This is a genomic window from Hydrophilobacter chitinilyticus (assembly GCF_049860745.1).
Taxonomy (GTDB): Bacteria; Pseudomonadota; Gammaproteobacteria; order Burkholderiales; family Burkholderiaceae_C; genus Rhodoferax_B.
Map to the genome: position 1 here is coordinate 3,170,713 of NZ_CP187561.1, position 23,812 is coordinate 3,194,524.

General features: G+C 61.9%; 23 protein-coding genes. 20 read left to right on the top strand and 3 right to left on the bottom strand.

Annotated elements, in window-relative coordinates; translation table 11 throughout:
• Positions 1 to 12 precede the first annotated feature (12 nt).
• The 14 genes from ACPWMG_RS14025 to ACPWMG_RS14090 all read left to right on the top strand — a co-directional run bounded on the left by ACPWMG_RS14025 (position 13) and on the right by ACPWMG_RS14090 (position 12,196).
• A complete protein-coding gene (locus ACPWMG_RS14025) occupies positions 13 to 960 on the top strand; it encodes an ABC transporter permease (protein ID WP_483300108.1) in 948 nt (315 codons plus the stop codon).
• Positions 957 to 1,850: an ABC transporter permease gene (locus ACPWMG_RS14030; RefSeq protein ID WP_483300109.1), complete on the top strand. Its 894-nt coding sequence runs from the start codon at positions 957 to 959 to the stop codon at positions 1,848 to 1,850. The genes ACPWMG_RS14025 and ACPWMG_RS14030 overlap by 4 nt, the downstream gene beginning before the upstream one ends.
• Positions 1,847 to 2,938, top strand: a complete 1,092-nt coding sequence (locus ACPWMG_RS14035) for an ABC transporter ATP-binding protein (protein WP_483300110.1) — start codon at positions 1,847 to 1,849, stop codon at positions 2,936 to 2,938. The genes ACPWMG_RS14030 and ACPWMG_RS14035 overlap by 4 nt, the downstream gene beginning before the upstream one ends.
• Entirely contained in the window at positions 2,935 to 3,930 is a 996-nt protein-coding gene (locus tag ACPWMG_RS14040) for an ABC transporter ATP-binding protein (RefSeq protein WP_483300111.1), read from the top strand. Before ACPWMG_RS14035 ends, ACPWMG_RS14040 begins: the two co-directional genes overlap by 4 nt.
• Positions 3,923 to 5,314 carry an amidase gene (locus tag ACPWMG_RS14045; RefSeq protein WP_483300112.1) on the top strand — a complete coding sequence of 464 codons (1,392 nt, stop codon included), beginning with the start codon at positions 3,923 to 3,925 and terminating at the stop codon, positions 5,312 to 5,314. Before ACPWMG_RS14040 ends, ACPWMG_RS14045 begins: the two co-directional genes overlap by 8 nt.
• An 8-nt stretch (positions 5,315 to 5,322) precedes the next feature.
• A complete protein-coding gene (locus ACPWMG_RS14050; RefSeq protein WP_483300113.1) occupies positions 5,323 to 6,105 on the top strand; it encodes a 2-keto-4-pentenoate hydratase in 783 nt (260 codons plus the stop codon).
• 86 nt (positions 6,106 to 6,191) lie between these two features.
• Positions 6,192 to 6,986 carry a transporter substrate-binding domain-containing protein gene (locus ACPWMG_RS14055; RefSeq protein ID WP_483300114.1) on the top strand — a complete coding sequence of 265 codons (795 nt, stop codon included), beginning with the start codon at positions 6,192 to 6,194 and terminating at the stop codon, positions 6,984 to 6,986.
• 119 nt (positions 6,987 to 7,105) lie between these two features.
• Complete coding sequence (locus tag ACPWMG_RS14060) at positions 7,106 to 7,888, top strand: COG4705 family protein (protein WP_483300115.1); 783 nt, start codon at positions 7,106 to 7,108, stop codon at positions 7,886 to 7,888.
• Between the two features lie 25 nt (positions 7,889 to 7,913).
• The gene (locus tag ACPWMG_RS14065; protein ID WP_483300116.1) at positions 7,914 to 8,369 is read left to right on the top strand and encodes a hypothetical protein; all 456 of its coding nucleotides are present in this window, start codon (positions 7,914 to 7,916) and stop codon (positions 8,367 to 8,369) included.
• A gap of 127 nt (positions 8,370 to 8,496) precedes the next feature.
• Positions 8,497 to 9,162 carry a response regulator transcription factor gene (locus ACPWMG_RS14070; protein WP_483305246.1) on the top strand — a complete coding sequence of 222 codons (666 nt, stop codon included), beginning with the start codon at positions 8,497 to 8,499 and terminating at the stop codon, positions 9,160 to 9,162.
• Positions 9,138 to 10,496, top strand: coding sequence for an ATP-binding protein (locus ACPWMG_RS14075; protein WP_483300117.1), 1,359 nt, complete (start codon positions 9,138 to 9,140; stop codon positions 10,494 to 10,496). The genes ACPWMG_RS14070 and ACPWMG_RS14075 overlap by 25 nt, the downstream gene beginning before the upstream one ends.
• 7 nt (positions 10,497 to 10,503) lie before the next feature.
• Positions 10,504 to 11,169 (top strand): ABC transporter ATP-binding protein, encoded by a 666-nt coding sequence (locus tag ACPWMG_RS14080; protein WP_483300118.1) that lies wholly within the window; start codon positions 10,504 to 10,506, stop codon positions 11,167 to 11,169.
• The gene (locus ACPWMG_RS14085; RefSeq protein ID WP_483300119.1) at positions 11,166 to 11,963 is read left to right on the top strand and encodes an ABC transporter permease; all 798 of its coding nucleotides are present in this window, start codon (positions 11,166 to 11,168) and stop codon (positions 11,961 to 11,963) included. The genes ACPWMG_RS14080 and ACPWMG_RS14085 overlap by 4 nt, the downstream gene beginning before the upstream one ends.
• Positions 11,964 to 11,977: 14 nt before the next feature.
• Positions 11,978 to 12,196 (top strand): hypothetical protein, encoded by a 219-nt coding sequence (locus ACPWMG_RS14090; protein WP_483300120.1) that lies wholly within the window; start codon positions 11,978 to 11,980, stop codon positions 12,194 to 12,196.
• 61 nt (positions 12,197 to 12,257) lie between these two features.
• Here ACPWMG_RS14090 and ACPWMG_RS14095 read toward each other — a convergent pair whose 3' ends face one another.
• Complete coding sequence (locus ACPWMG_RS14095) at positions 12,258 to 13,577, bottom strand: sensor histidine kinase (protein ID WP_483300121.1); 1,320 nt, start codon at positions 13,575 to 13,577, stop codon at positions 12,258 to 12,260.
• A gap of 25 nt (positions 13,578 to 13,602) precedes the next feature.
• A complete protein-coding gene (locus ACPWMG_RS14100) occupies positions 13,603 to 14,292 on the bottom strand; it encodes a response regulator transcription factor (protein WP_483300122.1) in 690 nt (229 codons plus the stop codon).
• Positions 14,293 to 14,351: 59 nt separating this feature from the next.
• Here ACPWMG_RS14100 and ACPWMG_RS14105 point away from each other — a divergent pair, with 59 nt between their 5' ends.
• From ACPWMG_RS14105 to ACPWMG_RS14120, 4 genes are all read left to right on the top strand, one after another.
• Positions 14,352 to 15,047, top strand: coding sequence for a response regulator (locus ACPWMG_RS14105; RefSeq protein ID WP_483300123.1), 696 nt, complete (start codon positions 14,352 to 14,354; stop codon positions 15,045 to 15,047).
• Positions 15,048 to 15,205: 158 nt separating this feature from the next.
• The gene (locus ACPWMG_RS14110; protein WP_483300124.1) at positions 15,206 to 16,669 is read left to right on the top strand and encodes an efflux transporter outer membrane subunit; all 1,464 of its coding nucleotides are present in this window, start codon (positions 15,206 to 15,208) and stop codon (positions 16,667 to 16,669) included.
• A gap of 58 nt (positions 16,670 to 16,727) precedes the next feature.
• Positions 16,728 to 17,906, top strand: a complete 1,179-nt coding sequence (locus tag ACPWMG_RS14115) for an efflux RND transporter periplasmic adaptor subunit (RefSeq protein ID WP_483300125.1) — start codon at positions 16,728 to 16,730, stop codon at positions 17,904 to 17,906.
• Entirely contained in the window at positions 17,903 to 21,001 is a 3,099-nt protein-coding gene (locus ACPWMG_RS14120) for an efflux RND transporter permease subunit (protein ID WP_483300126.1), read from the top strand. Before ACPWMG_RS14115 ends, ACPWMG_RS14120 begins: the two co-directional genes overlap by 4 nt.
• Positions 21,002 to 21,069: 68 nt before the next feature.
• Here ACPWMG_RS14120 and ACPWMG_RS14125 read toward each other — a convergent pair whose 3' ends face one another.
• Positions 21,070 to 22,041 (bottom strand): LysR family transcriptional regulator, encoded by a 972-nt coding sequence (locus ACPWMG_RS14125; protein WP_483300127.1) that lies wholly within the window; start codon positions 22,039 to 22,041, stop codon positions 21,070 to 21,072.
• 181 nt (positions 22,042 to 22,222) lie between these two features.
• Here ACPWMG_RS14125 and paoA point away from each other — a divergent pair, with 181 nt between their 5' ends.
• Together paoA and ACPWMG_RS14135 are read left to right on the top strand one after the other, a co-directional pair.
• On the top strand, positions 22,223 to 22,864 hold the full coding sequence (gene paoA, locus ACPWMG_RS14130; protein ID WP_483300128.1) for an aldehyde dehydrogenase iron-sulfur subunit PaoA: 642 nt from the start codon (positions 22,223 to 22,225) through the stop codon (positions 22,862 to 22,864).
• Positions 22,861 to 23,811: an FAD binding domain-containing protein gene (locus ACPWMG_RS14135; protein WP_483300129.1), complete on the top strand. Its 951-nt coding sequence runs from the start codon at positions 22,861 to 22,863 to the stop codon at positions 23,809 to 23,811. The genes paoA and ACPWMG_RS14135 overlap by 4 nt, the downstream gene beginning before the upstream one ends.
• The last annotated feature ends 1 nt before the right edge of the window (position 23,812 follow it).

Sequence of the window (23,812 nt, forward strand, 5' to 3'; positions counted from 1 at the left end):
GACATCAGCAACATGCTTCACTACCTCATCAAGCGCGTGCTCTACGCGGTGCCGATCGCGCTGGCGGTCACCCTGCTGTGCTTTTCGCTGGTGTACCTGGCGCCTGGCGATCCGCTGCAAGCGGTGCTGCCGGCAGACGCTTCGCAAGAGGTGGTGAACAGCATCAAGGCCGAGTACGGGCTCGACAAACCTTTGCCCGCCCAGTATTTGCTGTGGCTGAAGCGCGCGGTGACGGGCGACCTGGGCAAGTCCATCAGCTCAGGCCGCCCGGTGGCCGATGAAATTGGCAAAGCCATCGGCAACTCGTTGCTGTTGGCCGTGCTGGCGGCCACGCTGGCGTTTACGCTGGGGGGCGCACTCGGCGTAGTGGCCGGTTATCGACAAGGTAGCGCCAGTGACCGCGTGCTCTCGGCCCTCGCTATCGGCGGCGTTTCCATTCCGCACTACTGGCTGGGCATTGTGTTGGTGGCAATTTTTTCAGCCAAGCTGAACTGGCTGCCGTCCATGGGCGCTGGGCCGGATGGTTCTGGCGGCTGGTCGCTGTCGCAACTGCCGTATGTCATCTTGCCGGTGTTGACCCTGGCCGCGATGCCGGCCGGCATTGTGATGCGTTCGGTGCGCGCGCTGGTCGCAGACACCTTGTCCAAAGATTTCATCATGGGCTTGGTCGCCAAAGGCATGGGCCGGGGCGCGATCTTCCGCCATCTGGCAAAGAACATTGCCCCCACCACGCTGGCGGTGTTTGGCGTGCAACTGGGCTACCTCATGGCGGGCTCTATTTTGGTGGAAACGGTGTTCTCCTGGCCAGGCACCGGCCTGCTCCTGAATACGGCCATTCTGCAGCGCGACATCCCCTTGCTGCAGGGCACGATCTTTGTGTTGGCGATGTTTTTTGTCGCGCTCAATCTCGTCGTGGACCTTTTGCAACCCCTGTTCGACCCTCGGATGAAACGCGTATGAACGCCATTACCTCCGCCTCCACGCATCCTCCTGCGCAGCCAATCCAGCCCCAAAGCCATTACTGGCGTGACGTGGGAGGGCGTCTGCTGCGCGACCGCGTTGCGGTCATCTGCCTAGGGGTGCTGGCTTTGCTGGTGTTGGCCGCTTTAGCCGCGCCGCTGATCGCGCCCAGCGACCCCACCAAAGGCAGCGCCCTGCTCCGCCTCAAGCCCATCGGCACACCCGGCCATTGGCTGGGCACCGACGAACTGGGCCGCGACATGTTGACGCGCCTGTTGTATGGGGCGCGCCTCTCGTTGCTGATGGGCATTGCGCCCGTGGCCATGGCGCTGGGCATCGGTGGCACCTTGGGCATGGTGGCCAGTTTCATTGGAGGAAAAGCCAACGCCATCATCATGCGCAGCGTGGACGTGGTGTTCGCGTTTCCTTCTGTTTTGCTGGCCGTCGCCATTGCGGGGGCGCTGGGCGCAGGCGTTGGCAACACGCTGCTGGCGCTCACCATCGTGATGATTCCCCCCTTGGTGCGCGTCACCGAAAGCGCCGTCACCCAAGTGCGCGCGATCGAGTTCATTGACGCCGCACGTGCCAGTGGCGCAAGCAATGCGCAAATCATGCGCCTGCACATTTTGAGCAACGTGGTGGGGCCGGTTCTGGTGTATGCCACGAGCCTGCTGTCCGTCTCCATCATCATGGCTGCGGGTCTGTCGTTCATCGGCCTGGGCGCCAAGCCCCCCACCCCGGAATGGGGCTTGATGCTGAACACCCTGCGCAACTCGCTCTACTCGCAGCCCATGCTGGCGGCGTTGCCGGGCGTGATGATCTTCATCGTGTCACTGTGCTTCAACCTCGTGGCCGATGGCCTGCGGCAAGCCATGGAGGTGAAGTCATGAGTTCGGCACAAACCACCGATCACGCCGCCGCCCTGCCCGCCATTGTGGACGTTGCCGGCCTGCGCAAACAGTTCCATGTGCGCGCCGAGAAGTGGGGCGCCAAACCACGCATGGTGCACGCCGTGTCCGACATCTCCTTCAAGCTCGGCGTGGGCGCCACGCTGGGCATTGTGGGTGAATCTGGCTGCGGCAAATCCACGCTGGCCCGGCTGCTGATGGGGCTGACCGAAGCCACGGCCGGAGACATCCGCATCGCGGGCGTTCAGATCTCTTCGAATGCCGAGCGCCTGAAAGCCCTGCGCCGCAAGGTGCAGATGGTTTTCCAGGACTCCTTCGCCTCGCTGAACCCACGCATGACCATTGAAGACTCGATCATGTTCGGCCCCATCGTGCAAGGTACTGCCCGTGCCGACGCACGCGCCACCGCCCACGATCTGCTGCGGCGTGTAGGGCTGGCGCCCGAGCGTTTTGCCACGCGCTATCCGCACGAGGTCTCCGGTGGACAGCGTCAGCGCGTCAACATTGCGCGCGCACTGGCGACACGGCCCGACGTGGTGATTTTTGACGAGGCGGTTTCGGCTCTCGACAAATCTGTAGAGATCCAGGTGTTGAACCTGTTGCGCGAGTTGAAAGAGGAGTTTGGGCTGACCTATCTCTTCATCTCCCATGATCTGAACGTCGTTCAGTACATCAGCGACCAAGTTTTGGTGATGTACCTTGGCAAGATCGTGGAGATGGGGCCGGTGCAAGACGTGTACGAGCGCCCAGCCCACCCTTATACCCAGGCGCTGCTGGCCTCCATGCCCAGCATGGACCCACGCCACCGCACCATGGTGCCACCCATCGTCGGCGACCCACCCAGCCCCATCGACCCGCCGAGCGGTTGCCGTTTTCGCACACGCTGTATCCATGCGGCCGATATTTGTGCGAACGAAGAACCCATGTTTGCTGCCGTGCCGCAGAGCAAAGACGAAGAAACCGGCACACCGCCCCGCGCCGATGGCCATCGCGCAGCGTGCCACATGCTGCACGCCGCCACCGGCCGTTGGCATGTAGCCGCTGCACCAGCCACCGGAGCCACGGTATGAACCAGATGACTTCCACGCCATCGGCAGCGCAACCCGTCGCCAGTGTGCGCAACCTCAACGTACGTTTTCACACGCGCCGTGGCATCGCTCACGCGGTAGACAACATCAGCTTTGACGTCCAGCCCGGCGAGGTGCTGGGGCTGATTGGTGAATCAGGAAGTGGCAAGAGCGTCACCATGCGTGCGCTGATGCGGCTGCTGCCGCAGGGCAGCAGCCAAATCTCTGGGTCCATTGCCGTGGATGGGCAAGACGTGATGGGCATGTCTGAAGACGCGCTCGGCCGCTACCGAGGCGACACCGTGTCGATGGTGTTTCAAGACCCGGGCTTGGTGCTCGACCCGGTCTACACCATCGGCCAGCAGATCAGCGAAATGCTGCGCCGCCACTTGGGGTGTAGCCAGGCAGAGTCGCTGGCGCGCGCCCAGTCTTTGTTGGAGCAGGTCAAAGTACCCTCGGCGCGGGCACGTCTGGCCAACTACCCGCATGAGATGTCGGGGGGAATGCGGCAGCGCGCCATGATTGCGATGGCCTTGTCCTGCAACCCGAAGTTGGTCTTGGCCGATGAACCCACCACAGCGCTCGACGCCACGGTGCAGATCCAAGTGTTGCTGATCCTGCGCGAACTGCAACAGCGGCTGGGCATGAGTGCCATCTTCGTCACCCACGACTTGGGCGTGGCCGCCGAGATCTGCGACCGCGTGGCGGTGATGTATGCGGGGCGCATTGTCGAGATCGGCACGGCCGAAGAAGTGCTGCTGCAGCCTCGCCACCCTTACACACAAGCGCTGTTGGCATCGACCATTCACGGCACCGCGCGTGGCACGCGGATCGAGGGCATCCCTGGCGCACCGCCCGACCTGACCCAACTGCCCACCGGTTGCGCTTTCCGTGACCGGTGCCCGCGTGCCGTGCCGCGTTGCGCCACAAGCAAACCGCCGTTGGCAGAAATTGGTCACCAGCATCTGGTGGCCTGTGAGGTGGCACATGGCTGAAGCACAGTCTCGCCCCTTGTGGCAACTCTCTGCGACGGAGCTGGTTGCGGGATACCGCGCGGGCACCTTCAGCCCGGTCGATGCGTTGCAGGCTTGCATCGCCCGCAGCACCGAGGTCAACCCGAAAATCAATGCCCTAACAGCCCTCGACGCAGAGGGCGCGTTGCAGGCCGCCACACACAGCAGCGAGCGATGGCGCAATGGGGTGCCGCTCAGTGCGCTGGACGGTGTGCCGATCACGGTCAAAGACAATTTGCTGGTGCGTGACCTGCCAACCCATTGGGGCAGCCAGGCGCTGAGCGGCCAAAAGGCCATGCACGACGAGCGCCCGGTGGCACAACTGCGCCAGGCGGGCGCCGTGATCTTCGGCAAGACCAACGTGCCCGAGTTCACCATGCAGGGCTATACCGACAACCTGGTCTTCGGCACCACAAGCAACCCCTGGAATCCCACGCTGACGCCAGGTGGCTCGTCGGGTGGCGCGGTCGCCCTGGTGGCGGCTGGCGGATGTCCTGTGGCCCTTGCCACGGACGGCGGTGGTTCAATTCGCCGCCCAGCCTCGCACACGCATCTGGTCGGCTTCAAACCTTCGCGTGGGCGGGTGCCACGTGGCAACGGCCTGCCAGCCATCTTTCTTGACTTCGAAGTGGTGGGCCCCATTGCCCGCAACGTGGAAGACGTGATTGAGGTGATGAAGATCATCGGCACGGCAACTCCGGCAACGATGCCTTTGGAACGGCCCGCACGCATTCTGTACATTCCCCAATTTGGCGCGCACCCGGTCGACGCCGAGATTGCCAGTCTCACCGCTGTGGCGGCACAGAACCTCTCGCGGCTCGGACACAAGGTCATCACCACCGAGCACTTTGATCTTGCGGAAGCGGTCAACCAGCGCTGGCCCATGCTGTCTCAAGTCGGCCTGGCCTGGCTGGCACTGCACCCTCAAGCCATGCCGGATGGGACATTCGACCCGCACTTGTTTGGCCCCGCCATGCAGGCCAACCACTGCACCGGCAGCGCTCTGCCCGCGACGGAGCTGTTCGACCTGTTGTTTGAAATCGAAAAGTTACGCCATGCGCTGGGCGAGTTGTTCCAACAGTACGACTTTCTGCTGACGCCCGCCGCTGCGGCCCTGCCCTGGCCCGCCAGCCAAAGCCACCCCACACACATCGCGGGGCAAGCGGTCGGCCCTCGCGGCCATGCCGTGTTTGCCGCGTTTGCCAACGCAGCAGGTCTACCGGCGGTGGCATTCCCCTGCGGCTTCGCTGAGGGCCTGCCGGTGGGCTTGCAATTGGTCGCACCAGAGGGCGCCGACGACAGGCTGCTGGCATTGGCTGGCGAGTTTCAACGGCATCACCCCTGGCCACGTTTTCCAACGCTTTAACCACTTCCATGCTGCAAACCCAATCTGCATCTTTGGCACACATTTCGGCGGCCCATTTCAACCTTGCACAGGCGCTGTGCGCCGCCAGAAGCAACGGCGCGCGGCTACCGGCAGGCGCTTTGCCACTGGTGGACAACAACGAGGCCTACGCCGTACAAGATGCCACGTTGTCTGTGCTGGGCCCCATCGGCGGCTGGAAGGTCGGCGCCCGTGGGCCCGGCGTGCCCCCGACTTGCGCGCCACTGCCGGCCAGCGGGCTGTTGCCCAACGGTGCAGCGTTGAAAGGCCCCGCCTGGCATCTGCGCGGCATTGAAGCCGAAGTCGGTTTTGTACTGGGGTCGAGCCTGCCCTCACGGCCGCAGCCCTACACGCAGAGCGATCTTGCGGCGGCCATCGATGCGGTCTTGCCCATTGTTGAGGTGGTCGAAACCCGCCTTGCGGATTGGCTGGGCGCGGGCGCTAAAGCGCAGCTCGCCGACCTGTTGAGCCATGGCGCTTTGATCCTCGGGCAACGCCAGCCGTTCACGCCGTCGTGGTTTGATCTCTCATTGGTCGAGGCCGAACTGCGCTTCGACGACCAAGTGGTCGCGCATACCGTGGGTGAGCATCCCAGCGGCGATGTGGGAAACCTGGTCACATGGTTGGCCAACCATTGCTCGGCGCGCGGCATCGGATTGCAGGCGGGCCAAGTCATCACCACGGGGTCTTGCACCGGCATGTTGTTCGCATCCGAAGGGGCGGTTGTGCAAATGAATATCCAAGGACTTGCTCCGTTGCAGCTTCATTTCTAGCCTATGCGCCGCGTCTGCTGAACCGCCACCGACCAGCCCAGAGATTGATCGAGTTCCTCACCATTTCCATCCCACTAGGAGTCTCCATGAACCTTGTTCAACGCCGCTTGATCTGCACCTTTGCCTTGACGCTCACCAGCTTGGCCGTCACCACCGTCCACGCACAAACTGCGCTCGACGATGTGATACGCATCAAGACCGTTCGCATCGCCATCCCCACAGACTTTCCGCCTTACGGCTTTGTGGGAACCGACCTCAAACCGCAGGGCCTGGACATCGACATGGCGATGTACATTGCCGCCAAGCTCGGCGCCACGGCGGACCTGCTTCCGGTGACCACCGCCAACCGCGTTCCGTATTTGCAAACCAAGAAAGCAGATCTGGTGATCTCCACGCTCGGCAAGAATGCAGAGCGTGAGCAAGTCATCGATTTCACCGCTGCTTATTCGCCCTTCTTCATCGCCGTATTCGGCCCCAAGACCACGGCACTGAAAAGCCCCGCCGATTTGGCCGGCAAGTCGATTGCCGTCACCCGGGGATCGGTGGATGATGCCGAGTTGACCAAAGTCGCGCCCGCAAGCGCCGAGCTGCGCCGCTTTGAAGACAACAACACTACCATCGCGGCATTTACCGCCGGGCAAACCCAACTCGTGGCCACGAGCGCACAGGTAGCGGGCGCCATGATGCAGAAGAACCCGCAATTGGGCACCGAGTTCAAGTTCGTGCTGAAAGACTCCCCCAACTTCATCGGCGTTGGCAAAGGTGAAGACAAATTGCGGGCAAAGGTCAACGAGATTCTGGTAGAAGCCAGGAAGAACGGCGACCTCGACAAGCTCTCTGTGAAATGGTTGGGTCGCCCCACAGGGGACCTGCCGCAGTAGTGGGCCAGCGGTTTCGGCGAGAAAGATCGCCCTGAAGCGCGTTGTGGTGCGCGCCTATGGCTGAGCTAAGTTTTCCTGTTCAAACTGAAGGCAGAACCTTTCAGTTCGACAGGAAAACCATGAATGCATTGCAAGCGGCCGGTCCACGCGACTGGCTTAACAAGTTCCCCGAAGTCACGCTGTCCTTCTGGGTCATCAAGATCATGTCCACCACGGTGGGCGAGACGGGCGCAGACTATCTGGCCGTGAACGCGGGATGGGGCCAAGGGGTCACCCGCTTGGTGATGGGAGTCTTGCTCGTTTCCGCCTTGTGGACACAGCTTCGCACGCGGCGCTACACCCCTTGGATCTACTGGCTGACGGTGGTGCTGGTCAGCGTGGTCGGCACCCAAATCACAGACCTGCTGACCGATGGTCTGGGGGTGAGCCTCTATGCCAGCACCGCGGCATTTGCGGTCGCCCTCGCCGCCATATTCTTCGTTTGGCATGAGAGCGAACGGACCCTGTCGATTCATGACATCGTGACGCCCAGGCGAGAACTCTTCTACTGGGCGACCATCCTGTGCACCTTCGCGCTGGGAACTGCTGCCGGAGACCTGGCCACAGAGGCCCTGGGCCTCGGTTTTGTCTGGGGCACGCTGGCGTTTGGCGCACTGATCGGGCTGACGTTTGCGGTTTGGCGCCTGGGAGGCAACGCAGTGGCGACCTTCTGGATCGCTTACATCCTGACCCGCCCGCTCGGCGCCGCACTCGGCGATCTGCTGACACAGGCCAAGACCTATGGCGGCCTTGGCATGGGCGCGATGTGGACGAGCGCGATTTTCCTGTCGGTCATCGTCGTGCTTGTCGCCGTCGCGCAGTTGGGGCTGAACACCGACAGATCGTCCCCCACCACGGAATAACAACCTGCACCTTCAAGGAGAAACCATGCTCACACACCACCTCTTCCCCCGCCGATTCACCACAGTCGCCACCGTTTCCGCGGCCTTGCTCCTGGCTTTGGTGGCTGGCTGTTCAAAACCGGCCGATTCCGTTGGCACGAACGCTGCGCCAACAACATCAGCCAATGTCGCTGCAGCACCGCAGGCCAAGGGCGGCTCCAAACTGGGCGACCTGACCGCCTTCCGCGGCATTGCCGCCGACGTGGCCGCACTGGTCGACAAAAGTGACCTGCCCGCAGCGAAGACTCGCATCAAAGATCTGGAAGTCTCCTGGGACTCTGCCGAAGCAGGCCTGAAACCACGCGCAGCCGACGACTGGCACGCTCTGGACAAAGCCATCGACAAGGCCCTGGAGGCGCTGCGCGCCAAAGACCCCGGCCAAGCCGATTGCAAGGCTGCCATGGACAATTTGCTTAAAACGTTCGACACCCTCCAAGGTTAAATTCAGGCGCCTCGCCGGACGCTTGCACCATCGGCCCAACCGATCTAGCCTACGGCGGTGAAAAAAACGAGAACCGGTGATGGCATTGCGCGCATGCCATGTGCTGAAAAAAACCAAAGGACTGGAAATGCGGGTGTTGTTGGTTGAAGATGACCCCATGATTGGTGAAGCGATCCAGGGCGCACTGAAAGATGCCTCCTATGCAGCAGACTGGGTGAAGAGCGGGTCCACAGCGCTCACCGCTCTGGGATGCCAGCACTACGATCTCGTCTTGCTGGACCTGGGCCTGCCCGGTCAGGATGGTCTGGAGGTGCTTGCGAACATTCGCTCCCGTGGCAATGCCGTTCCCCTGGTCATCATGACCGCACGCGACGGATTGGACGATCGCCTGCGCGGCCTTGACGGCGGGGCCGATGACTACGTGCTCAAGCCCTTCGAGATGGCTGAACTTTTGGCCCGGATGCGCGCCGTGCTGCGGCGTAAAAATGGCAGCGCTTCGCCGGTCCTCAGCAACGGCGAGGTGTCGCTCGATCCCGCCACGAAGGAAGCCAGCGTCAGGTCGGGCGCCCTGGTCCTGTTGTCCAACCGCGAATTTTCGTTGTTGCAAGCGCTGTTGGTCCGCCCTGGTGCGATATTGTCACGCAGCGAGCTGGAGGATCGCATCTACGGCTGGGGAGAAGAAGTCGAGGGCAATGCCGTGGAATTCCTGATCCACACACTGCGGCGCAAACTCGGCAATGAGATCATTAAGAATGTCAGGGGGGTTGGATGGATGGTCTCAAAAAGCGCCTGAATGAGTCGGTTCAGCTCAAGCTTTCCTTCACGCTGTCACTGGCCATTCTGGGGATCGCGGTGATCGCTGGCGCGTTCTCTTTCTGGTCGGCTTTTGACGAGGCGCACGATCTGCAAGATGACGTCTTGCGCCAGGTTGTGCACCTTATGGACCGTCAAAACCTGTCGCCCTCCTCTCCAGGGACCGATGCCCGCCTGAAAGATGGCAACGAAGAATCACGTGTGATCGTCCAGCGTTTGGGCGAGAGCAGTCCCACATCATTGAGTGTGGACGCCGGTGGGCCGCTGTCGTTACCCCTGACGCTTTCCGATGGACTCCATACCTTGACCATTGACGACGAAGAGTTTCGTGTTCTGGTCAAGACCCGGGACAACGGCGAGCGCCTGGCGGTCTCTCAGGAGTCCAGCTTCCGAAATGAAATCGCCCGAACCGGTGCGCTACGCACGGTATTGCCATTTTTGATTTTGGTGCCAGTGTTGCTGCTGGTGGTAGCCGATCTTGTGCGCAAACTTTTCAGGCCCATTGCCAAGCTCTCAAACGAAATCGATCTGCGTGCCGAGCGGGAACTTCATCCTATCGAGGACCGCCACCTTCCCATGGAGGTCCGTCCATTTGCGGTTGCCATCAACCGATTGCTGCTGCGGGTCAGCCAATCCATGGCATCGCAGCAACGCTTCGTCGCAGACGCCGCACATGAATTGCGCTCGCCGCTCACGGCACTGTCGCTGCAAGCCGAACGGCTCGCCGGAACCGAAATGTCCGACGCGGCACGAGAGCGGCTCAAAGTTTTGCGTTTGGGAATCGAGCGTGGCAGAAACCTGCTGGATCAACTGTTGAGCCTGGCGAAAGCGCAGTCCCTGTCTGTACCGCCAAAGTCGCCAGTGTCCGTCCAGAGCATCTATCGGCGGGTGTTGGAAGATCTGATGCCGCTTGCCGAAGTCAAGCACATTGATATCGGGGTCAAAAGTGCCGAAGACGCCCAGGTATGGGCGAGCGAACTGGACCTGATCGCCTTGGTCAAAAACCTGGTCGATAACGCCATTCGATATACCCCCAACGGAGGGACGGTTGATTTATCGGTTGAAACGACCGCAGGGCGTACCACGTTGAAAGTGCAGGACAACGGACCAGGGATTCCAGTCGCAGAACGGTCCCGGGTGTTTGATCCGTTCTACCGCATGATCGGCAGCGAGCAGTTGGGATCCGGCTTGGGGCTCTCCATTGTTCAGGCGATCGCCCATCGCATCGGTGCAGAAATCCGCTTCGACTTTTCTGACGAAGAGAAGCAAACCGGACTGCGGGTGGCCGTTGTCTTTCCACCTCTCAAAACTTAAGGCGCCTGTGCAGATAACCCCCTTCAGCGAAACCCATCAACCACCGCCCCGGCTGCAAGCCATGGCACTGCATTCACCCCATGGCGGCCCCTACAACCTGGCGCTGCAAGCGGGTGAATGTGTTGCGCTGGTGGGAGCCTCGGGCAGCGGCAAAAGCGTCTTTTTGCGCCTCATCGCCGACCTCGACCCCCACGAGGGAGAGGTGGCACTCGACGGCCGCTTGCGCTCGACCTGGCCAGCGCCCGCGTGGCGGCAGCAGGTGGTCTACCAAGCGGCCGAGCCCGCATGGTGGGCCGCCACGGCCATCGAACACATGCACGGTGCTACACCCGAAGCGCTGGCCCCATGGCTCGCACCGTTGGGGCTGGCCTCAGCCTTGCTGCAGGCCGATATCACGCGCCTTTCCACCGGCGAGCGCCAACGCATGGCCTTGGTACGTTCCCTGTCGCGGCAGCCGCGTGTGTTGTTGCTGGACGAACCCACCGCGTCGCTGGACGCTGCCTCGGCCTTGGCCGCCGAAGCCTTGGTCAGCGCCCGCATGCGCAGCGAGGGGCTCGCCGTCATCTGGGTCACCCACTCGCGTGAACAGGCTCAGCGGCTAGGACACCGCGTGCTGGAGGTGCGCAACCACCAGTTGCGCCCTGCCCCCTTGGCCGAAGAGGCGCAGCCATGAACGTCATCCATCTGGGCTTTACCGATCTGGCGCTGGCTGCGGTGTTGGTGGTGGTGAGTGCGGCCACGTCGTTTGCCTTGAACCTGCAGGTGCACCGGCAGTTGCTGTGGGCGGCGGCGCGCATGGTGGTGCAGTTGCTGCTGGTCGGGCTGGTGCTGCGCATCGTCTTCCGTGCGGGCTCGGCGCCGGCCACCTCGTTGATCGTGCTGTTGATGATTGGCGCCGCCGCACGCGAAGTGGCGGTGCGGCCCGCCCAGCGTTTGCGCGGCTGGGCCAACTACCGCATCGGTGCCGCTGTGGTCGGGGCTTCAAGCATTGCCACGGTGTGTTTGGCGCTGTTCACCGCCATCCAGCCCTCGCCCTGGTACGACCCGCGTTATGCCATTCCCTTGATGGGCATTGTGCTGGGCACGGTGCTGAACTCCGCCAGTCTGGCGCTTGATTCTTTTTATGGCGGCCTGGCCGCAAACCGCGCAGCCATCGAGGCACGCTTGGCCTTGGGCGCCACCATCCGCGAAGCCTTTGCCGCGTTGACGCGCAACTCGATTCGGCGTGGCCTGATCCCGCTGATCAACCAGATGTCCGCCGCCGGCATCATCACCTTGCCGGGCATCATGACCGGCCAGTTGCTGGCCGGCATGGACCCGCTGGAGTCGGTGAAGTACCAGATCCTGCTGCTGTTCCTGCTGACCGGCGCGGGTGCGATGGCGGCGGCAGGCGCGGTCTATTTGGCTGCCAATTCGGTGTCAGATGAGCGGCAACGGTTGCGGCTGGACCGCCTGACATCGCGCTAGAACAAGGAACAGCCATGCCTGTTGAGTTGCTGCAAGAGATCGCAAAGAAGCCATTGCCACTGACTGTCGAGGACACGGCCACCATCGATAAGCTGCGTGTTCTACGTGCGGCCGGACATGTGACCGTGCTTTTGCCGGCGCCTTCATCGCAACAAGCATTTGCGAAAGTGTTGGCCATCACCACTGAGGGGTGGACTGCACTACAGCGCCTTGATGGGACCGCAACCGATTAGTCCGAGGCTTGCTTTCTGCTGGGGCATGGACCAGCGCTTGCAGGCCAGAAGCCGTAGAGCGTCAAACGTTTTCTACTGATGTCGAGAGCGTGATCTTGCAACCGGGTAACGCATCACCAATGGTCAAGCTCATGCCGTGCAACCTTGCAACGGCAGCGACCAAGCTGAGACCCAGACCATGACCAGGCTCGTGCCGGCTGCGTTCTGAGCGGTAGAAACGGCGCAGCACGGCGGTGCGTTCTGCTTCAGGAATACCCGGGCCGTTGTCTGTCACCACGACTTGCAGTTCGCGTGCCTGCAGCCGAACCTCCACTGAAACATGACCTCCGGGTGGCGTGAATTTAATGGCGTTGTCGATCAAATTCGTGAGGGCGTCGAACAGCAGATCGGGGTCGCCTGAAAGCATCACGGCTTCCGCCGTGCTCAGAAACGCCACCGAGACGCCATGCTCCTGGGCCGAGGGCTCGAACAATTCGGTCGCGTCTCTTGCAATACGGACCATGTCGATGGCCGAAAAGTTCTCTCGGCGTGCGCTGTTTTCAATTTCGGAGATGCGCAGCAGGCCTTTGAACATGCGCAGCATCAAGCGCGCATCTTCCGCCGTATCGTCCACCAAGGCCGTGAGTTCCTCTCGCGTCAACTCTTGGCTTTGTGCGCGGTCAAGCCCCGCCAAGATCCGGGTCAAGGGCGTGCGCAGGTCGTGGGCGACGTCATCGGTCACACCTTTGACTTCGCCCATGAGCCTCTCGATATCGTCCAGCATGGCGTTCACCAGCGCGGCAATCCGGTCCAGGTCATCCTGCGAATTGCGCGTGGGCAGCCGCGCGCTCAGGTGGCCATCCACAATGCTCTGCAGCGAGCCCTTCATTGCATCAAGCCGACGCTTGGCGCCATGCCCCAGGGCAATGGCGCCCACCAAACCCGCGCCGATGACGATGAATATGCCGCCAATCATGGCCGTGCGGATGCGTTCATCAAACTCATCGAGTTCATGAACGTCTTGGCCGATCACCAGAATCAAGCCAGAGCTCAACACCGTCGACAGCGCGCGCACCGGCAAATGTTCGCCCTCTGCATTGCGCAACCTGGTGTCAAACGGTTTGTCGTATAGGGGAATCGGCGTTTCAAGCTCGAACGCTCCCGCAACGCGTTGACCGTTGGCGCCGATCAGTGCGGCTGGTTGGCGCCGGGAAGCATCGCGCTTTGTTCTGCTGGCCACTTCACGCTCCAGCACCTCTTGTGGCAGCCGAGACCAGCGCTCTATGTTTTCATGCAGTGCGCTATCCACCTCGCGCGAAAGGTAGATCGAAGTCTTCCAATAAACGTAGCCCAAAAGCGCTGCGCTGGCGAGTGTGAACACCACCAGAAAGTAGGTCGCCATGCGAAAATGGCTGGTCCGCAGAATGTCAAAGATGTGCTTGAATGACATAACCCGCACCGCGTACTGTCTGGATCATCTGCGGCTCACCTTCAGCGTCAACCTTTCGCCGCAGCCGGCCGATATGGACTTCAATCACGTTTGTGCGCTCCTCGTAGCGGTAATTCCAGACCGCTTCAAAAAGCATGGTGCGCGTGACCACCTGCCCGGCGTGCCGCATGAGGTACACCAGCAAATCATGCTCGCGCGGCACCAGATCGATCAGACGTTCACCTCGGTAGACCACCCGGGTCAGCAGATCGATACGCAGGTCGCCCACCTGCAACTCGGTTTCCCTTACCGTGGCAGAAGCCACCTGCGGGCGCCGACTCAAAGCCTCAATCCGTGCGACAAGCTCAATGCTCTCGAAGGGTTTGCTCAGGTAGTCGTCACCCCCTGCGCGCAAACCGCGCACCCGCTCGTCCAGCGCAGACAACGCACTCAGGATCAGCACCGGCGTTTGCACGTCAGCCGCTCGCAGCGCAGCCAATACACCCAGGCCGTCCAGGCCCGGCATCATTCTGTCCAAAAGAATGACGTCGAACTCACCGGCGATGGCACGTACCAGCCCCGCCTTGCCGTCAGCCGCGTGTTCGCAGGCGTGCCCCGCGTCGCGCAGCGCCACCGTGATGGCTGCAGCCGTGCCGGGGTCGTCTTCCACCAAAAGAACCCGTGTCATTGGCGAACGCCTTGCGCCGTTTCAGCGCCAACTAATTGCACTGCCGTGCTTGTATTGCCATGCGCATTCTGCTGATCGAGGACGACCGCAAAGTCGCGGCCTACCTGATTCGTGCCCTGCGCGAAAGCGGGCGCATAGCAGACCACGCCTTCGACGGCGCCACCGGCTTGGCCATGTTGCGCGAAGGCATCTACGACGCAATGATTCTGGATCGCATGTTGCCCACGCTGGACGGACTGGCCGTTGTGCGAACCCTCCGAGCTGAGAAGCTCCAGATCCCGGTGCTCATGTTGAGTGCCTTGGGTTCGGTGCAGCACCGTGTGGAAGGACTGCAAGCCGGATGCGACGACTACCTGGCCAAGCCCTACGCTTTTGTCGAAATCCAGGCCCGCCTGGACCGCCTGCTCGCGCGTGCCGTGCCGCAGGCGCAGAACCTGCGCCTTGCGGTCGCAGACCTTGAGTTGGATCTTGTGACCAGAACCGCCACGCGCGCGGGACTGCGGCTGGAGCTCAGCGGCAGCGAGTTCTTGTTGCTCGAGCGGCTGATGCGGCATGCGGGGCAAACGGTCACGCGGTCGATGTTGCTCGAAAGTGCCTGGGACTACGACTTTGAGCCTCCGGACCACTTGATCGACAGGCACATGCATCGCCTGCGCAAGAAGGTAGATGGTGGACATACACATGCGCTGATTGAATCGGTTCGAAGCGTGGGTTATCGAATGGGGCTGACAGCCCCCGGACAGACACCGAATTAGGCCTGAATTGGGCCACGCGTGTCAGGTTCTGTCACCTGCTCCCACATAAATAAAAAGTCATTTTCAAGGAAGACCGGCGTTACGCCCGGCCACCTATCGTTCGTTTATCTGCTGCTGGCGTAGTGCTACGCAGCCTTGGTAAATCGAGAGGAATGACCTTGATAACGAACAACCGTTCCCGCCGTGCCCACCGCATGGCCGTGGTGGGGCTGCTGGGGGCGATGGTGCTAGCGGGGTGCTCCACGGTCACCCCATTCCAAAAGCCGAATGTGCCCTTGCCGATGCATTGGACGGCGGCGAAAGACGTATCACCTACCCGCGAACAAGACAACTGGTGGACCCAGTTTGGCAGCCCGCAGCTCAACGACTTGGTCTCACGCGGACTGGATGACGGGCTCACCATCAAGATCGCACTGGCACGGCTGGAGCAGGCGCGCGGCTTGGCGCAGATCGCCGGAGCGGGCCGGTATCCAACCCTCAGTGCCGGCCTGAGCGGTTCCCGTGGCAGTAGTGCCAGCAGCCCCAAACAAACCGCGTCATTGACGGGCAGCCTGGACCTCGACATCTGGGGACAGAACGCAGCGAAAGCGGATTCGGCCATCGCCACCGCCCAGGCCAGTGCATTCGATCTGGAAACCGCGCGGCAAACCTTGGCGGCCAACATTGCCCTCAGCTATTTCCAGTTGCTCGCGCTCGACGAGCGCATTCAACTCTCCCATCGTATTGCCGACGACGCCAGCCACCAACTCCAGTTGGTCGAGACGCAAAGCAAGTTTGGCGCCGCCTCGGCGCTGGACGTCGAGCAGCAACGCAACAACTTGCAGACCTTTCTGGCGGCAACCCCGCTGTTGATCCAGCAGCGCGACACGCTACGCGGGCAGTTGGCTGTCCTGGTCAATACGTTGCCGCAGGCATTCAGGGTGGCCCCAGAGTCCTTTCTGGAGATGACCGTCCCGCAGGTGCAGGCCATTGCGCCCTCCACCGTCGTGGCATCGCGGCCAGAAGTGCTGGCGGCCGAGGCGCACTTGAAAGCGGCCAACTTTGACGTCGGTGTGGCACGCGCCGCGTTCCTCCCCAAAGTCTCGCTCACCGCGGAGTTGGGAACGCTGTTCAATCCGGCGCAAGCGCTGTGGAGCGTGGGCGGCTCCCTGCTGCAGCCATTGTTTGATGCTGGGGCTTTGCAGGGGCAACTGCACGTCGACCGCGCGCATGCGGAAGAACTGGTGGCCACCTACCGCCAGACCATCTTGCAGGTGTTGCAAGAGGCAGAGGCGCAACTGGTGGCCGTGCAACGTTTGAAGGAAGCGGAAGTTCTTGACCAGGCCGCCGTGCACTCGGCCGGCGAAGCGCTTCGGCTCTCGCGCATTCGCTACGACCATGGCGCCTATGACATGTTGACCATCATCGTCAACGAGCGCAATTTTTACCAGGCTCAAGACACCCTGCTGCAGGCGCGCATGCAACGCCTGCAAGCCACCGTCAACCTGCTCCGCGCGTACGGCGGAAAAGCTGGCGCGACGGCTGTCGCCGATCCTTCGACAACTTCCCCAGCGGAAGTCGCAAACGCTGACACGGCGCACGCCAATGCGCTGCCCATGGCCGCGCTCCACCCCGTACCCTGACTTTGAAATAAGGCGTCTCATGCATCCCATTCAAACTCCCCGCCCCTTATCACGCCCCTTGTCACGTCGCTACCGTGCGGTGGCCGCTGCGGTAGCCGTCATGGCCATTGGCGCGACGGTTTTCTATGCGTCGGCCTCCGCGCCCGCGACGGCTCCTGCCGGAAACTCCGGCAAGGCACTGGCGGAGGCCGTGCCGGTTGCCATGACGACTGTTACACGCCGAGACCTGCCCATTTGGGTGGATGCGATCGGCACCGTGACCTCGTTTAACGCGGTCAGCATTCGCTCGCGTGTCGACGGCCAGCTCGAGACGGTGGCCTTCAAAGAGGGGCAATCCGTCAAACGCGGCGAGCTGTTGGCCCAGGTAGACCCTCGACCGCTGCAAGCACAAGTCAACCAAAGCAAGGCGGTGCTGGCGCAAGAGCAAGCCAAGCTGGTCAACAACCGCGTCGACTTGCAACGTGCGGTCGACCTGGCGGCCGCAGGCGCCGGGCCGAGTCAGACCGTGGATACCTTGCGTGCAACGGTCGCCACACAAGCGGCAGTCGTCCAGGCGGCGCAAGCCGCGCTGGAAAACGCGCAGTTGCAGTTGAGCTTTACACGCATTGTTTCGCCCATCGATGGCCGTGTGGGCCAACGGCTGGTGCCCGCAGGTTCCACGGTACACACTACAGATGCGGTCGGCATCGCCACCGTGACGCAAATGAACCCGATCTGGGTTTCGTTTGCGGTTCCTCAGGACGAATTGCCGCAGATTCTTGAGCAGTCGCATGCGAAAACCCTCAAGGTTCAAGCCATGTTGCGTGACCGATCCAAAACCTTGGCGGAAGGCGAGCTGGAGTTTGTCGACAGCCAGGTCACCTCGTCGGCGGGCCAGATTCAACTCAAGGCGCGTTTCGACAATGCGACGCGCGCGCTGTGGCCGGGCCAACTGGTCGCCGTGCGGATGCTCCTGGCCACCCAGCCGCAAGCCATTGTGGTCCCCCAGGAAGCCGTGCAGCAGGGGCCAAACGGTTCCTTCGTCTACGTGGTGGACGACAAGCACATGGCCCAAGCCCGGCCGATCATCGCCGGTGCTTCTACAGGCGGCATGCAGGGCGTGCGTAAGGGGCTGCAGCCTGGTGAAGCGGTGGTCACACAGGGCCAATACCGCATCGCGCCCGGCGTGCCGGTATCTGGAACGGCTACACCAACAGCGGGCGCCACCACCACCGCTACCGCTGGGAGTCAGCCATGAGTGGTATTTCCGCGCCGTTCATCCGCCGCCCCGTCGCGACCGCTTTGCTCGCCGCAACGGTGTTGCTGGTGGGACTGCTGGCGTATTTCAATCTGCAAATTTCTTCACTGCCACAGGTCGATTTTCCGTCGATCTCCATCTCGGCAACGCTACCAGGCGCCAGTGCCGACACCATGGCCACCTCGGTTGCGACGCCGCTGGAGCGGGCGCTCTCACAGGTGCCGCAGGTGACGGCCATGACGTCGTCAAGCTCTCTGGGCAAGACGCAAATCTCGCTGCAGTTCGACTTGAACCGCAACATTGATGGCGCGGCCCAAGACGTGCAGTCGGCCATCGCCCGTGCCACCAAGTCGTTACCGAAGACGATGACGTCTCCGCCAAGCTACAACAAAGTGAATCCGGCGCAGGCAACGGTGATGTCACTCGCCCTGACGTCTTCGACCCGCACACTCACCGAATTGAACCGCTATGCGGACAACTTTCTGGCGCAGAAGCTGTCGATGGTGCCGGGCGTGGGCTTGGTCGACTACCACGGCCAACAACGGCCGGCCGTGCGCATTCGGGTCGATCCAGATGCGCTTGCCGCGCGTGGCTTGACCCTGGCGGACGTGCGCTCCATCGTCGGCTTGAGCACGGTAAGTGCCCCCAAAGGCAGCCTGAACGGCCCTGACAAAAGCATCTCGCTCAACACGACTGATCAACTGTCTCGGGCGGATGAATTCGAGAAGGTGGTCGTTGCGTACAAAAACGGCGCGCCCATTCGCATCGGTGACCTCGGCACGGTGGTGAACGCCGCAGAAGACGTGCGCCAAGCCGCCGGCATCAAGGGGCAGCCCACGGTGATTGTGGACATCCACCCCCAGCCTGGATTCAACATCGTCGACACCGCGCAGACCATTCGCCAGCAGTTGCCGCAGCTCACCGCCACCATGCCGCGCGATGTTTCCTTGCAGGTGGTGGGCGAACGCACACAGACCATTACCGCTGCGGTGGCGGATGTGAAGTTCACGCTGCTGCTGTCGATCGCGCTGGTGGTCATGGTGATTTTGACGTTCTTGCGCAATCTGACCAGCACGGTGATCGCCAGCATCACCATTCCGCTGGCGTTGCTGGGCACCTTTGCGGCAATGTACCTCTTGGGTTACACGCTCGACAACCTGTCCATCATGGGCTTGAGCATTGCGGTGGGGTTCGTGGTGGACGACGCGATCGTGGTGCTGGAGAACATCGCCCGCCACCGGGAGCAAGGCAAGTCGGCCCTCCAGGCGGCCCTGGACGGCACACGCGAAGTGGGCTTCACCATTGTGTCGATGACCTTGTCGCTGATCGCCGTGTTCATTCCGCTGCTGCTGATGGGCGGCATGGTCGGGCGTCTGTTCCGCGAATTTGCCGTCACGCTGAGCTTGGCCATTGTGATCTCCGGCATTGTGTCGCTGACACTGGCGCCCATGCTCAGCGCTAGGCTGCCAGGCAACGGCCATGCCTCAAACGGGCGCCTGAGCATCTTGGCGGGCCGCGCATTTGAATGGCTGGAGCGCGGCTATGCCCGAGGGCTGGATGTCGCCTTGCGCTACCAACGGTCGGTCTTGGTGCTGGCCTTGGCCACCATGGCCGTGACCGCCGTACTGTATGTGTGGATGCCGAAAGGTTTCTTTCCGGTGCAAGACACGGGCTTGCTGAGCGCGACGGTGGAAGGCGCACCCGACATCTCTTTCGATGCCATGCGCCAACGCATCTCGCAGGTCAGCGAGGTGATGCAGTCCGACCCCGATGTTCAAACCGTCTATTGGTGGATTGGCCCCAACCCCACAATCAGCCAGGGCAAGATGATGGTGGCCCTGAAGCCATTTGACCAACGCAGCGCCACGGCCTCGCAAATCATGGCACGGCTGAAAACGCGCGCACAACTGGTGCCGGCCGTCAAAACGTCGATGCAGATGATCCAAGACATTCAGATTGGCGGGCGCTCCAGCAAAGCCATGTACCAATACACCTTGCAGGCCGGAGACGTGGCAGAACTCGACCACTGGAGTTCTGTGCTGCAAGGCCAGATGAAGAAGCTGCCGCAGTTGGTGGATTTGAGTTCGGATCGGCAACCGTCCGCCTCGGAGACCACGCTGAAAATCGACCGCGACACCGCCTCGCAACTGGGGGTGTCCATCCAATCGATTGACGACGCCTTGTATGACGCGTTTGGTCAACGGCAGGTTGCCACGCTGTTCACCCAACTGGACCAATACAGTGTGATCCTGGAGGTGGACCCGCGTTGGCAGTTGTCCCCAGAAACGCTGAAGCATTTGTATGTGCACTCTTCCACCGGCACAGACTTGATTCCTTTGAGCGTGGTCGCTTCGCTGCAACAGGGCGTGGCGCCAGTGATGATCAACCACCAAGGCCTTTTCCCTTCAATCACGCTGTCGTTCAACCTGGCGCCAGGCGCGGCCTTGGGCGATGCGGTGAAGGCCATCCAGGACGCGTCCGCAGCCATTGGCATGCCCGACACCGTCACCGGCACCTTCCAGGGAACGGCCCAGGCATTTCAGGATTCCCTTCGCACACAACCCTGGCTGATCCTGGCGGCCGTGCTGACGGTTTACGTGGTGCTCGGTGTGTTGTACGAGAGCCCGATTCACCCGCTGACCATTATTTCAACCCTGCCCTCGGCCGCACTGGGCGCGTTGCTCGCGCTCAAACTTAGCGGCTTGGATCTTGGTATTTTGGGGATGATCGGCATCATCCTGTTGATTGGCATTGTCAAAAAGAACGCCATCATGATTGTCGACTTCGCGCTCGAAGCGCAGCGTACGCAGGGACTCACACCCTACGAAGCCGTGCGCCGCGCATCCATTCTTCGCTTCAGGCCGATCTTGATGACCACGCTTGCGGCTTTGTTTGGTGCGCTGCCCCTGGCGTTTGGCCACGGTGCGGGCTCTGAAATGCGCCAACCGCTCGGCATCGCCATTGTGGGCGGCTTGGCGGTGTCGCAAATACTCACCCTGTACACCACGCCGGTGATCTACCTTTGGTTCCAGCGCCTGTCCGATGCCTGGAAGGCGCGTAGTACGCCTCAGCAAGAAACGCCTATGTTGACTTAGCGTGCGGCCGGGTGTCTGTGCGCCACCATCACCAGCAACCGCATGAATCGCCCCAGGGGCGATTCATGTCACGGCACAACGCAAGACGCCCTTCCCTTCTCTTCTGCCGCCCGCAACTCATCGGCGGTCATCACATACGCTTTGTTGTTGCTCAAGCGTTTGACCGCCAGATCGATGAAGGCACGCACGCGGCTCAGTTGAGAGGTACGACTGCCGTAATACAGGAATGCGCTGGACTGGTCGGCCATATGCGTTGACAGCAAAGGCACCAGCCGCCCTGCACGGATGTGCGCAGCCGCCGCGACGCCGGTCAGCAAGCCCAGAACATGGCCGGCCAGCACCGCCTCGGTCTCTAGTTCTTCGGCGTTGAGGCAGAGCGCAGGGTTCACCTGCTGCTCGATCACATCCCCGTCGACCTTGACCAACCAGGGCAGAATTTTGCCGGTGCTGGACAGCCGAAAGACGCTGCAACGGTGGTTGATCAGGTCCGATAGTCGATTGGGTGCGCCGTGCCGCTGAAGATACGCTGGCGCGGCGCAGATGATGAGTTGCAGAGGGAATAACTTGCGCGCAATCACCCCCTCGGCAGGCGCCGGGCCGACGCGAAAACCAACGTCCACACGGTCTTCCACCCAGTTGGAAATGCGGTCATCCAGTTGCACATCGGGCTGCACCTGGGGGTATAGCGTACAGAACTCGTCCAGCACCGGCCAGAGCACCGGCGCAAAAGTGGAATGCGGTCCAACGATGCGCAACGGACCGGCGATTTCATCCTTGGCTTGGCGTGCCATGTGCAGTGCACGTTGCAGGCCGAGCAGAGACGGTGCGGCCGCTTCCAGAAATGCCCGGCCTTCGTCTGTCAACGACATATTGCGTGTCGTGCGGTGGAACAAGCGCAGGTTCAGGTGTTTTTCCAGCAGCGCCAGGGCCTGGCTGGCCGCTTGTGGCGTCATGCCCTGCGCCGTCGCGGCCTGGCGCAGGCTGCCAAGTTCGGCCGTCTTCACGAACGTGGCAATGGAACGCAATTCATTGATTGGCATGGGGTGTCCTTCTGTCCCGATTATCAACAGAAGCTTGTCAAACCTTCAAGCTTGTGAGGACTATGCAGTGGCTCCCCACAGACCTAAAGTCGCTGGAGGCTGTGGCTTAGAGCCTGCCAAGTCGCCGCGCATGGCGCTGACCCATGCCTCACCAGAAATCCGACCGAGGAACTACACCGATATGAACACCCACGATGAGTTCGCCATTTCCAGACGCGGAGTCTTGAAAGCCGGCGCCGCCTCGGCATCCGTGCCAGCCATCGCCGCAGCCGCCCCTGCTGCCCCCGCCGCTGGCCTTTCTACGTCGATGCCCGTTGAACTTAACGTCAACGGGAAAACGTACCACCTGGTGCTCGACACACGCACCACGTTGCTGGACACGCTGCGCGAACACCTGCAGCTCACCGGTACCAAGAAAGGCTGTGATCATGGGCAGTGTGGTGCTTGCACGGTGCTCGTCGAAGGCCGCCGTATCAACTCGTGTTTGACCCTGGCCGTCATGCACCAAGGCGCAAAAGTACAAACCATTGAAGGCTTGGGCTCGCCCACCCACATGCACCCCATGCAGGCGGCCTTCGTCAAGCATGATGGCTACCAGTGCGGCTACTGCACCCCCGGGCAGATCTGTTCAGCGGTCGGCATGCTGAAGGAAATGGCGCAAGGCGTTCCTAGCCATGTCTCGGCCGACCTGAATGCGAAGCCGCAACTCAGCACGATCGAGTTCCGTGAACGCATGAGTGGCAATATCTGCCGCTGTGGCGCCTACAGCAACATCGCCGAGGCGATCTCGGAAGTGGCGGGAATAGCGGGGGTGAAGTCATGAGGTCCTTCACCTACGAACGCGCGACGTCTCCTGCACAGGCGATCGCGGCCGCACTGCGCACACCCGCATCGCGCTTCATTGCCGGCGGCACCAACCTGCTCGACTTGATGAAGGTGGAAGTGGAAACCCCAGGCCATTTGATTGACGTCAACGGGCTGGGCTTCGACAAAATCGAAAACACGCCAGAGGGTGGCCTGCGTATTGGCGCCTTGGTGCGCAATACCGACCTGGCCGCCAATGCCAAAGTGCGCCGAGACTATGGCGTTTTATCTCGCGCCTTGTTGGCCGGCGCATCCGGCCAATTGCGCAACAAAGCGACCACCGCAGGCAATCTATTGCAGCGCACGCGTTGCGCCTATTTCTACGACACCAACCAAGCCTGCAACAAACGGCAAGCCGGCAGCGGCTGCGCTGCGATCGGTGGAGTGAACCGGCAGCATGCCGTGCTTGGCTCCAGCGAGGCCTGCATCGCCACCCACCCCAGCGACATGGCCGTGGCCTTGCGGGCGCTCGACGCCACCGTCGAAACCATCCAGCCCGATGGCACACGCCGCACGATCCCGATTGCGGACTTTCACAAGCTGCCCGGCAGCACCCCGGCGATCGAGACCGCTATGCAGCCAGGCGAGTTGATCACCTCGGTGCTGCTCCCCAAGCCGCTGGGCGGCAAGCATGTTTATCACAAGGTTCGCGACCGCGCCTCGTATGCCTTCGCGCTCATCTCGGTCGCTGCCATCGTCCAGCCCGATGGCAGCGGTCGGGTCGCACTGGGTGGCGTGGCGGCCAAGCCATGGCGCGTTGAAGCGGCAGAAGCCCAACTGCCACGCGGCGCCGCAGCCACCACGGCCATCCTGCTCGCGGGTGCAAAACCCACCGAGCACAACGCCTTCAAATTGACCCTGGTTGAACGCACGCTTGATGCGGTGTTGACAGAAGCGAGGAACTGAC